This is a genomic window from Helicobacter pylori (genome assembly GCF_021062735.1).
Lineage (GTDB): Bacteria > Campylobacterota > Campylobacteria > Campylobacterales > Helicobacteraceae > Helicobacter > Helicobacter pylori_DN.
The window spans coordinates 41,736-52,462 of sequence record NZ_JAHXLB010000012.1 but is presented as its reverse complement, the minus strand read 5'-3'; the positions used below and the strand labels follow the sequence as shown (position 1 = coordinate 52,462).

General features: G+C 38.4%; 11 protein-coding genes. 8 read left to right on the top strand and 3 right to left on the bottom strand.

The genetic code is table 11. The features are described 5' to 3' along the window. The first annotated feature begins 477 nt into the window (after window positions 1–477). The 7 genes from KX581_RS06270 to KX581_RS06240 all read left to right on the top strand — a co-directional run bounded on the left by KX581_RS06270 (window position 478) and on the right by KX581_RS06240 (window position 4,634). Window positions 478–735: a hypothetical protein gene (locus KX581_RS06270; RefSeq protein WP_001271272.1), complete on the top strand. Its 258-nt coding sequence runs from the start codon at window positions 478–480 to the stop codon at window positions 733–735. Between the two features lie 62 nt (window positions 736–797). Beyond that, complete coding sequence (locus tag KX581_RS06265; protein ID WP_231175875.1) at window positions 798–1,169, top strand: hypothetical protein; 372 nt, start codon at window positions 798–800, stop codon at window positions 1,167–1,169. Between the two features lie 18 nt (window positions 1,170–1,187). Further along, complete coding sequence (locus KX581_RS06260) at window positions 1,188–1,367, top strand: hypothetical protein (protein WP_000787875.1); 180 nt, start codon at window positions 1,188–1,190, stop codon at window positions 1,365–1,367. A 905-nt stretch (window positions 1,368–2,272) separates the two neighbouring features. After that, window positions 2,273–3,097 (top strand): small-conductance mechanosensitive channel MscS, encoded by an 825-nt coding sequence (gene mscS, locus KX581_RS06255; RefSeq protein WP_231175874.1) that lies wholly within the window; start codon window positions 2,273–2,275, stop codon window positions 3,095–3,097. A 165-nt stretch (window positions 3,098–3,262) separates the two neighbouring features. Continuing rightward, window positions 3,263–3,796 (top strand): hypothetical protein, encoded by a 534-nt coding sequence (locus tag KX581_RS06250; RefSeq protein WP_231175873.1) that lies wholly within the window; start codon window positions 3,263–3,265, stop codon window positions 3,794–3,796. After that, on the top strand, window positions 3,778–4,278 hold the full coding sequence (locus tag KX581_RS06245; RefSeq protein WP_053574731.1) for a hypothetical protein: 501 nt from the start codon (window positions 3,778–3,780) through the stop codon (window positions 4,276–4,278). The genes KX581_RS06250 and KX581_RS06245 overlap by 19 nt, the downstream gene beginning before the upstream one ends. 113 nt (window positions 4,279–4,391) lie before the next feature. Then, complete coding sequence (locus KX581_RS06240) at window positions 4,392–4,634, top strand: hypothetical protein (protein WP_001875112.1); 243 nt, start codon at window positions 4,392–4,394, stop codon at window positions 4,632–4,634. Between the two features lie 366 nt (window positions 4,635–5,000). Here KX581_RS06240 and ftsZ read toward each other — a convergent pair whose 3' ends face one another. From ftsZ to KX581_RS06225, 3 genes are all read right to left on the bottom strand, one after another. Then, window positions 5,001–6,158 (bottom strand): cell division protein FtsZ, encoded by a 1,158-nt coding sequence (ftsZ, locus tag KX581_RS06235; protein ID WP_000233623.1) that lies wholly within the window; start codon window positions 6,156–6,158, stop codon window positions 5,001–5,003. Between the two features lie 130 nt (window positions 6,159–6,288). Beyond that, window positions 6,289–7,767 carry a cell division protein FtsA gene (ftsA, locus tag KX581_RS06230; protein ID WP_231175872.1) on the bottom strand — a complete coding sequence of 493 codons (1,479 nt, stop codon included), beginning with the start codon at window positions 7,765–7,767 and terminating at the stop codon, window positions 6,289–6,291. A 15-nt stretch (window positions 7,768–7,782) separates the two neighbouring features. Next, a complete protein-coding gene (locus tag KX581_RS06225; protein WP_231175871.1) occupies window positions 7,783–9,246 on the bottom strand; it encodes a peptidylprolyl isomerase in 1,464 nt (487 codons plus the stop codon). Between the two features lie 129 nt (window positions 9,247–9,375). On the opposite strand from KX581_RS06225, the gene KX581_RS06220 reads away from it, so the two are divergent. Further along, a complete protein-coding gene (locus KX581_RS06220) occupies window positions 9,376–10,695 on the top strand; it encodes an adenosylmethionine--8-amino-7-oxononanoate transaminase (protein ID WP_231175870.1) in 1,320 nt (439 codons plus the stop codon). Window positions 10,696–10,727 lie beyond the last annotated feature (32 nt).

Sequence of the window (10,727 nt, the reverse complement as noted above, 5' to 3'; positions counted from 1 at the left end):
CAGGGATAGGGAAATGTTTTTTAATCTTGCTTTTTATTTAATTTCATTATTGATTATATTTTAGTGCTTTATTTTTCTGTTGCTTTTTTCATTTTTTTTGTTTTTAGTTGTTTTGGTTTGGGGTTTTATTGTTTTATTTAAAGGTTTTTGCTTGCTTATTTTGTTTAAGTTTTTTTATTGTTTTTAATGGTTTGATAACACGCATTGGTATGTTTTACTTTGTTTTATATAGTATCACTATTTTTAGTTTCTTGGGTTTTTATCCCTATATAATTAGTGTAAGATAACAACTATAATAAATAAATTTGAAAAGGTAGTCAATGTCTAGTGGTTTTAAAATGTTAAAAAGTCAGAGTTAAAGAATGGCACTGAACCTGAATTAATCATTATGGGACGGCTGAAAAATTCGCTAAATTGAGAGCGAGTAACCCTAACTTAAAAAGAACAATAGCTTTCACAGAAGCAGAAAGGGCTGACTTGAGCGCTGCGGGTCTATCTAGGGTTTATGAACATATGATAGAGGGTCAATGCGGAATTGTTTCAGTATTCATGGGGAATTATACTAGAGAAACCAATATGAAGCGGACTAAACACCTCAAGTCTCTCTTAAGAGCGTTATACCCTGAAGTGGGATTTATTACTATTCAAGGTTCTTGCCAAGAAAAAGCTAGCGATATTCCTAGTAATGAAGTTTCTTTTTTGTCTATACGCTCAAAGACCATCGCTTTGATTTAAGAGCAGAACTCATCAAATTAGGAAACAAATTCGAGCAAGACAGCATTGCGTGGTGTCCTGAAATGGTAGAAAAAGGCGGTAAGGTTTATGCTAGATTTAGTCTCATTTGCACCACACCAAACCTTGATGGGGTTGAGGCTTATGGCTTCTCTGGCAAAATACACAGGAAATGTAAATTCGGTCAGTTAATAGGAAAATCAGAGCTTGTCAGTTTTGGTAAAGATATAAACCCTAGCACTAAATCATTCCAAAGTGCTTATTCAAAAATACACGGAAAGAAGTTCTTTTTCTATAAACCCACACAAATAGCCGAAAACACCTTACAGAGTTTAAAAGCCAAACTTGACGCTAATAGAATGAAAACTAGCACAACGGGTGGGGTAATAAGCACTTTCCGGTTATGTGGATATGAAAAAGGCGTTCAGGTTGGATAGCGTTCTAGGAACTAACCCATGAAAAATTTCAACATTACAAGCGATAAAGTCAGTCAAAGTCTCATCAATGCTATGAAAACTTACAAAATCAAACCGACTTTAAAAACGACTTTAAGTGAAGCTATGAATAACCCTAACTTAAAGGCGTTTGATGAGCTGACTAAAAAAGAAAAATACAGCATAACCGCTCCTTTCTAGATTGTATAAACATCTATATAACGATGAGTGCTTGTGTCTTTCAGCTAACAGAGAGTTTAAGTTGAGCTTATGGCAAGATGAAGGGTTTGATACCGCCGCTGATATGATTGTGGATTATTATAAGTGGGTCTGTTGGTACTATCCTTTCTAAATACCTAATGAGCGATGCAGAGAATGTCCAAAGAAACAAGGAATGAGAAGCGGATATTAAAAAGCTATACCCAAAAATCGGTTATATTAAAGTCAATGGCGTTTATCAAGGCAGTAAAGAACCTAGCTTTCTTATCTACGCATTAGGTGTGGATTTATTGACAACCATTAGAGAGCTTGGATACCAATACAAACAAGATAGCGTGGTGTATTCTACTAGCAACAGCTCTGAAGCGTGGTTGTATTTCACTACCCTTTAAAATCCGCATTCTTTGAGAAAAAGGAAGGGTGAAGGTTATAAGCCTTATAAAAGGGGTCAAAAAATTAAGATTGCTAACCACATCAATATTGACCAAAATTGAGAAAGCCCCAACTCCCCTAAATTCTTAAAGAATTACTCAGAGACTTTTAAACACATCATAGCTTTTATGCGAAAATCTTATAGAGCGGTATCTGTTGATAGCGTAACGATAAAATCCATTAAAGCCAAGCTAGGGAAAAACCATTGCCATATAGTGAGCGGTAGCTACCAAGTAGGGGGTGTGCGTAAAGTAATCTCTAGGTTTAACACTAAAAAACCCCTTTTTCATTAGACAGCGTGCTAAAAGCCAATCCCTTTGACACTGGCATTGGGTTAGGCGTTTGAGTTGTGGTAATAAGGTTAGTCCTAAACATGCTAACATGTCAAAATTAGCTACATAAGGGTAAGTTATCTTGTCTCTGTTAGCGATTTTGTGATTTGCAAGGAAAGATTTATGGATGAAATTAAAACGCTGTTAGTGGATTTTTTCCCACAGGCAAAGCATTTTGGGATAATCTTGATCAAGGCTGTTGTTGTCTTTTGTATAGGTTTTTATTTTTCGTTTTTCTTACAAAACAAAACCTTGAAACTTTTATCCAAAAAGGATGAGATTTTAGCGAATTTTGTCGCGCAGGTTACTTTTATCTTAATCCTTATCATCACCACAATCATTGCGCTCAGCACGCTAGGCGTGCAAACCACCTCTATTATCACTGTTTTAGGAACGGTGGGGATTGCGGTGGCGTTGGCTTTAAAAGATTACCTTTCAAGCATTGCTGGAGGGATAATCCTTATTATTTTACACCCTTTCAAAAAAGGAGACATCATTGAAATCTCTGGCCTAGAGGGCAAAGTAGAAGCGCTTAATTTTTTTAACACTTCTTTACGCTTGCATGACGGGCGTTTGGCGGTTTTACCCAATAGAAGTGTCGCTAATTCTAATATTATCAATAGCAATAACACGGCATGTCGGCGCATTGAATGGGTTTGTGGGGTAGGGTATGGGAGCGATATTGAACTGGTGCATAAGACGATAAAAGATGTTATTGATACAATGGAAAAAATTGATAAAAACATGCCCACTTTTATTGGAATCACGGATTTTGGATCCAGCTCATTGAATTTCACCATTAGAGTTTGGGCAAAGATTGAAGACGGGATCTTTAATGTGCGCAGCGAACTCATTGAACGCATCAAAAACGCTCTAGACGCTAACCACATTGAAATCCCTTTCAACAAGCTAGATATTGCTATTAAAAATCAAGACTCTTCTAAGTGATTGGTGTGAGACGCATTGATTGCAGTGATACTTGAATTTTAAAGGAGACCCTATGTCAAGCGATTTTAAAAACCTTTTCATCGGTGCTAATAATTCTAAACGCACCAAGTTAGCTTAATAGCGAAAAAAACCCTATCAATTCTAACTCGTTATCATCTCTCATTGATGCCCGCCTTTAAGGAATACAAGGAAGCTAAAAGCCAACTACCTCTCTTTAAAATCTCTGTCAACTCTAACCAACCCCTATCCGTTCAATTAAACGAGTATGATAAGAAAAAGTCAGTGTTAAGAGCCGTTTTAAACACAAGATCAAAAAGAGACAATAACCTGGTGCATTATGATGATTTGACTATGGCTCAAAAAATGAATACCACCGCTTTATCTATGAGCCGATTATGCGATCGGATGCTAAACTGCCCAGTAGCGGTTATCTCTGGTTGTAGGACTTATAACGATAAAGCCATTATTGCGGATTATGGATTAAAAGAAGCCACCAAGATTTTAGAACTGAATGCGACAACAGAGGTCGAGAAAAAAGAGGAAGTTGAAGCCCTTTTAAAACCCTTTATGCTCACTAACACTGATAACGAAAAAAGAACCAAGTGGTTGAGAAAAAAGCTAGACCTATACAAGGGCTACATAGGATACAAAATTGTTAAAGGTTATACAGAGAAGCAGGTATGCCACAAGCTAACATAGAAACTAGCTTCATTTGTTTTGAACTCAAACCATTCCATAATAAAAATCAGTTCAAAGACATCATAGTGAATTTGGGTAGGGAGTTCAACCAAGACAGCATTATTATCAACAGCCCTAAAGATAAGCGTGGGGCTGTATTCACTTTAATATGCACTACCCCTTACCCCTACTTGATGCTTGATGGGGAAAAAACAAGACTTGGAGAACCCTTTGCTGAATTAAAAGACCCTAAATTTAGGAACTCTATCGCTGATGAAGCCTTACCTAATGGTCAGTCAAACCCTGATTTTTTGATTGCTTTCACGGAGTTTATGCGTAGCGTTGCTAAACACAGCTACAGCGAAACTAAAAAAGATAAAATCAAAAGAGATGATAAATCTAAATCCGCTAGGTTTGGATTCTCTACCTATGAAAGTATAGCAAGAACTTATAAGGCAACCGAACAAAAAGACATTACCCTAACAGTGTTCTTGCTAAATTAAAAGCCAATTTGATAGAGAACGGGCAGAGAAAAATAAGAGGAACTAGGGGTAGTTGGGAAAATTGGAGCAAGTGGGTTCCTGGATACTCCTACGACTTGAACGCTTCCTTTACTATGGATAGCGTTCTAGATAACACATACAAACCCAAACCCCTTAAAACTAATCAATTTGATACTAACACTGGGTATTGTTCCATTAACGAACAAGACCTACTCAATCAGTTCATCAATGTGAGCGCGAAATTATCCCACGACACCTTATTAGCGATAAGACAAACAGAAAACATAGACCTAGTTTATGCTTTGATTAAAGACACCACTTATATGATTTTATCTTTGAGATTGATAAAGCGGTGAAGCGTTCAATCATCTAGTCATTGAAGTCCCCCAAATCCGTCCTTAAGAATGCAGAACTCAATCAAATTAAAAATGCATTAACCTCACAAATCTATAATGGAGCGTATAGTTTCAGGGGTGGTGAGTGTGAAAAACAAAGCCCTTGGTTTTTGCCAAATGGGTTTCTAGCGTTTCATTGACTAGGGGGTGTTTTTTTGGGATAATTTCCCCTTTAAGCGCCTTAAAATCCCCTAAACGCTCTAAAAACTAGCACACCCATTAAAATCAAAGCTTTTTAATTTTATTCTAAAAAAATAAATGAGAGCAAACCCAACAAACCGCTTTATTATGACCCTATAAAAATAGGGGAAAAAGCGAGATCTGCAATTAATCTTGCTGGATTCTTATGGCTGTGGGTGTGGATAGTTCTTCTTCAGTAGGGATTCTTAAAAAATCGCTATTACCCACTTTTCTTGTTTGTTTCACCACAGGCTGAGAGGGCGTAGCGATAGATTCCAAACCCGCTCCACCGCTGTTTCTTTCAGCACCGGTTGCAATGATAGTAACGCGCACATGATCAATGGGGATACTCTCGCTCGTGTGTTGGCCAAACTTAACATCAACATCTTGATTGGCTCGTTCTTGAATAGATATGCAAGCTTGAGAATAAGCATACATAGGATAATCAGGGTGGTGTTCAAAAAAGACAATAATGCTCTTAGCCCCATCAATAGAAGCGTCATCAAGAAGAGGCGATTGGATCGCATTTTCCACTGCTAATTTAGCGGATTCTTCGCCAGTGGCCTCACCAATACCCATTAACGCAAAGCCTTTAAAACCAAGAGCGCTTTTTAAATCGGAAAAATCAACATTAATATCACCGGGCTTAGTGATGATCGTAGAAATACCGCTCACAGCTCTAACCAAGACATCATCAACTTCCTTATAGCATTCTTTGGTGCTGGCATTTTTTTTCATGGTCAAAAGAATTTTATCATTAGGGATAACCAAAATAGAATCGCTAGATTGCTCCAACTCCTTTAACCCCTCTTCGGCTTTCTTGCTTTTTTGAGACCCTTCGTATTTGAAAGGCTTGGTAACGATAGCAATCGTGAGCGCTCCCACTTCTTTTGCGATTTTAACGATAGTAGGGGTGGCTCCAGTCCCAGTCCCTCCTCCAAGCCCTGTAGAGACAATGACTAATTTGGCGTCCTTAATCGCTTCTCTAATTTCATTAGCGCTTTCTTCAGCGGCTTTCCTACCAATATCAGGAACCCCTCCAGCACCTAAACCTCCAGTAGACTCTTTGCCTAAAAGGATTTTAACCGGAGCGGGATTGTTTTTGAGATGTTGGCCATCAGTGTTCGTTGCAATGGGGGTAACATCTTGATGCACGCCGTATTCAACCAAGTGTTTAATCATGTTAGACCCTCCACCTCCAACACCGATGACAACAATCTTAGCCCCTTTATAAGCTGGATCGCTTACTTCTTCAATGCTCGCTTGACCAATATTATAATTTTCCATCTCTGATTGATGAACCATAGCCACATTCCCCTTGAGATACGATTTTTGCAAATCTTAAACTTTGATAAATAGCTGAAAGATTATACCATGTTTTCTGGCTTTTGATAACTATCAAGGCGTTTTTATCGCATAAAGAAATGGCTGTATCTTAAAAGATTTTAGAAATCTTATCAAGGAAACTTTTAAAAAAACCTTTTTGTTCGGTGGGTTTTATAGGCAAGAAGTCATCGTTTTTAGCGGTGTTTAAAGGAGCGTTAGAGGTTTTTAAATCGCTCAAATTCCTTTCTGTGGGCGATGAATGGATATGGGGGGTAGGGCTTGATTGATGGGCTGTTCTTGTGTAATCATCGCTTTCATGGTAGCGGATAACCCCTTTAGAGTCTCTTTCATAATTGGTATGCCCCCCTGCTTTGTATAAAATCAAGCCAACCACGACTGAAAAGCGAGGATCTTTCAAGTCTTCAAACATGCCCATGATATTGTATTTTTCCACAGGGGCCGCCAAACGCACCGGGTAATTAGTGAAATGGGTTCTGGCTAATTCTTTGATCCCTTTCATTAAAGCCATCCCACCGGTTAACACAACGCCCCCACCCAAATGCTCTTCTAAGCCGCTATCCTGAATGCTCCTGTGGATGATTTTAAAAGTTTCTAAAGCCCTTTCCCTCATGATAGTTTGGATTTCACTAAGCGGCACAATATGGCTTTCATGGCCATCAGAGCCGGTGGTAGGGATTTGGACATTTTGAGAGGGCGTTTCTGTGCCTTCAAAAGAAAGATCCCCATATTTGATCTTAACTTCTTCAGCGTAAGGGAATGGGGTGTTGAGCATGTGCGATAAATCCGTGGTTAAATGGTGAGAGCCTACGGGTAAGTATTTGTTATAGCGTATGGAATTGCCGCTATAAATCGTAAGGTTGCATGTCTCTCCGCCCATATCCACGCAAGCCACGCCCAATTCCCTTTCATCATTAGACAAGGTGGCAATCGAGGCTGCATAAGAATTGATCACGATGTTTTCAATCTCTACTCCAGATTGGATCATGATTTTTTCTAAATTTTCAATGTTGTTTTTTTCTGTATAGACAATGTGGATAAAGACTTCTAAGCGAGTCCCGCTCATTCCTAAGGGGTCATTCACTTCTTGTTTGTCTAAAGTGAAGCGATAGGGGAGAGCATGCAAAATATGTTTATCATTATCTAAGCCTGCTTTAGCGCATGCGTTATTGATAGCGCGATTGATTTCATCTATAGTAACCACATTGTCTTTAGTGCTAGCCACACCGGTGATATCTCTAATGCTTTCAGTATAAGCCCCAGAAAAAGAAACAATCGCTTTAGTTTTAGGGTAATACGATTCCCTAAAGGATGAAATGGGGTTATTCCTGTCTTCATCAGCGTTCAAACCTGCCATTTTTTTAGCGCTATTGATCACTTCTTTAATGGCGTTAGAAGCGTGAGCAAGGCTATTGATACGCCCTCTTTTAATGGCTTTTGAATTGATTTCTTTAGAGTCTTGATGGGCGGTGCCAATGATGCGCAAAATCCCTTCTTTAAATTCAGCCACTATCGCGCAAATCTTTCTAGAGCCTATATCAACCCCTATAACGATTTCTTTATGTTCCATGATTTCCCCTTGCATTTATTGAATGTATTTGACTATCTTATAGCGTTTTTTCAATTCTTCTATCAACGCTTTATCAAAAAAATCCGTTTTAGTGTTATTGACTAAACGTTGCATATACTGGCTTTCTTCTGCACTAAAGGAGTGGTTGAAATTTTGTTCTGTGATTTGATAGAGCACCACTTTATTACCAATAGTAATAAACCCTTTTTTTTCTTGGCGGTTAAAAAGGGTGTTGATAAACTTAGCGCTTTCTTCTTGGTTAAGTTCGCTAATAGTGCCTCCAAAATTAGGGCTTACATAGCCCACGCTTTTGCCTTTAAAATCCTTAAGCTTTTCTTTAGCTAAAGCTTGCAACGCCATAAGGGTTTTTTCTTGAGTCAAGCGGGTTTTAAGAGCGCTTTTAGCTTCATTAAAATTTTGCAATTCGTCTTTAATTTGAGAGATGAGTTGCACCACAATAAAACCATCTTTAAAAGACTCTGGTTTTAGGATTTCAAGGGGCTTGAGAGCGGCGAGTTTTTGCGTGATTTCAGCAGTATAGGGGGAGTTGTTTTCTTCAAAATCTTGCGTGGTGTAGTTTTGCACGTTCGCTTTTTTTAAAGCGATATAACTCCTTAAGGCTTTTTCATTCGCTTTTTGCATGCTTAAATCATGCTTGACTTGCTCTTGAACGCTTTTAAAATCCCGCAATTTCCCCTCTTTATCCAAATAAGACACCTTGTTTTTATGGTAGTATTCCTCCAACTCTTTCAAATCAGGTTTTTCCAAACTAGCGTCAAAATATAAAGAGCGTGTTTTAAAGCTCGTGGGCTTTTTAAAATCCTTTTTATGGGACTCGTAATATTTTTTCATCTCTTCTTCATTAAGAGAGATTTTAACATCATTAGGGTTTAGGATAAGAATGTCTAATTTGTCTTGCAATTTTGCCCAAAGCGATAGGCTGGATTGCTCTAAAGGGGTAGTGGTTTTGGGGAAGAGAGCGCTGATTTTTTGAAGGATTAAAAGCCTTTCAACGCTTTCTTCAAAATGCTTGGGGCGGTAATGGCTTTGCTTTAAGATATTTTTATACAATTCTTCATCAAAAACGCCATCTTTTTGAAAAACGCTCGTTTTTCTGATTTCTTTGGCCACTTCTTGCTTCGTAGCGCCAAGCCCTAAATCTAAAGCGAGATTCCTCAATAAGGCTTGATTGATGAGCGAATCTAAAGCGCTTTTTTCCAAATGCATGGCTTTGATTTGATCTTCAGTGAGTTCTTTAAAATCAGGGATAGACTCAGCATATGCGTCTTTAAGGCGGCGGTATTCTTGGGCTAATTCTTCTTGAGAAATCTTAATCTGTCCCACTTTGGCAGCGCTATCGCTGTCTAAAGAAAAGCTGTATTGCCCCCAGCCTATCATCCCGGCAGCAATAAAAGCGATCGTGCTTATCCATATTGTAACCACTAAATACTTTCTATGATTTTGCATCCATTCAATCATAAGAACTCTAATCCCTTTTAAAAAATCAAAAATGTGAAATTCAGGTTTAAACAACCTTATAGTAAAATCAAATAACCCTATTTTAACCAAAGGTTATTAAAATTATCCTTATTATAGAGAGTTTTTAACATGAATTTTCAAGAAAATTTAGCCGCTTTGGATTTGGAGTATCTTTGGCACCCTTGCTCGCAAATGCAAGAGCATCAAAATTCCCCCATTATCCCCATTAAAAAGGCTCAAGGGATTTACCTCTATGATTTTAATGATAACGCTTACATGGATTTAATCAGTTCATGGTGGGTGAATCTTTTTGGGCATAATAACGCCTACATCAGCCAGCAGCTTAAAAATCAAATTGATAATCTAGAGCATGTCCTTTTGGCTTCTTTTAGCCATAAGCCCATTATCACGCTCTCTCAAAGGCTTTGCCAGCTCACCGGTATGGATAAATGCTTTTATGCGGATAACGGCTCATCTTGCATTGAAATCGCTTTGAAAATGAGCTATCACGCCCATTTTTTAAAAAACCAAACGCGCCGCAAAAAGCTTTTTTTATCGCTTTCTAATTCCTATCATGGCGAGACTTTGGGAGCGTTAAGCGTGGGCGATGTGAAACTTTATAAAGACACTTACACCCCTTTATTGCTCAAGAATCTCACCACACCCGTGCCTAAAAACGATAGCGAGATAGAAAATAGTTTGAACGCTTTAAAGCGTTTGTTAGACAAGCATCATGAAGAAATTTGCGCCTTCATTGCAGAGCCTCTTTTGCAATGCGCAGGGAACATGCATATTTATAGCGCAAAATATTTAAAACAAGCCGTTTTATTGTGCAAGCAAAAAAATATCCACATTATTTTTGATGAAATCGCTACCGGGTTTGGGCGCACAGGGAGCATGTTTGCTTATGAACAATGCGAGATTGAGCCTGATTTTTTATGCTTGTCTAAGGGGATTAGTGGGGGGTATTTGCCTTTAAGCACGCTATTAACCCGCAATGAAATCTATAACCAATTTTATGCCCCCTATGAAGAAAATAAAGCGTTTTTGCATTCGCACAGCTACACAGGAAACGCCCTAGCATGCGCATGCGCGAACGCCACGCTGGATATTTTTGAAAAAGAAAATGTTATTGAAAAGAACAAGGCTTTAAGCGGGTTTATTTTTAGCGCGCTCCAAAACGCGTTAAAACCCTTGATAGAGCAACAAGTGGTGTCTAACTTAAGGCATTTGGGCATGGTCTTTGCCTTTGAAGTTTTTATTCAAACTAAAGAGCGTTTGAGTTTGGCGGTTTTTAAAAAAGCTCTAAAAAAAGGTTTGTTATTACGCCCCTTAAACAACACCATTTACCTCATGCCCCCTTATATTATCACGCATGAAGAAATCAAAAAGGCGGTTGCGGGGTTAGTGGAAGTGATTGATGAATTAAAAAAGGCTGAAAACAAATAGTAAAGAGCTTGAATTTTAGTCAAGCGGTAGCT

Excerpts from the sequence above, each read along its gene's own strand:
- KX581_RS06265 (WP_231175875.1), top strand. The coding sequence starts at position 798 with ATGGTAGAAAAAGGCGGTAAGGTTTATGCTAGATTTAGTCTCATTTGC.
- KX581_RS06260 (WP_000787875.1), top strand. The coding sequence starts at position 1,188 with ATGAAAAATTTCAACATTACAAGCGATAAAGTCAGTCAAAGTCTCATC.
- mscS (WP_231175874.1), top strand. The coding sequence starts at position 2,273 with ATGGATGAAATTAAAACGCTGTTAGTGGATTTTTTCCCACAGGCAAAG.
- KX581_RS06250 (WP_231175873.1), top strand. The coding sequence starts at position 3,263 with ATGCCCGCCTTTAAGGAATACAAGGAAGCTAAAAGCCAACTACCTCTC.
- KX581_RS06245 (WP_053574731.1), top strand. The coding sequence starts at position 3,778 with ATGCCACAAGCTAACATAGAAACTAGCTTCATTTGTTTTGAACTCAAA.
- KX581_RS06240 (WP_001875112.1), top strand. The coding sequence starts at position 4,392 with ATGGATAGCGTTCTAGATAACACATACAAACCCAAACCCCTTAAAACT.
- ftsZ (WP_000233623.1), bottom strand. The coding sequence starts at position 6,158 with ATGGTTCATCAATCAGAGATGGAAAATTATAATATTGGTCAAGCGAGC.
- ftsA (WP_231175872.1), bottom strand. The coding sequence starts at position 7,767 with ATGGAACATAAAGAAATCGTTATAGGGGTTGATATAGGCTCTAGAAAG.
- KX581_RS06225 (WP_231175871.1), bottom strand. The coding sequence starts at position 9,246 with ATGATTGAATGGATGCAAAATCATAGAAAGTATTTAGTGGTTACAATA.
- KX581_RS06220 (WP_231175870.1), top strand. The coding sequence starts at position 9,376 with ATGAATTTTCAAGAAAATTTAGCCGCTTTGGATTTGGAGTATCTTTGG.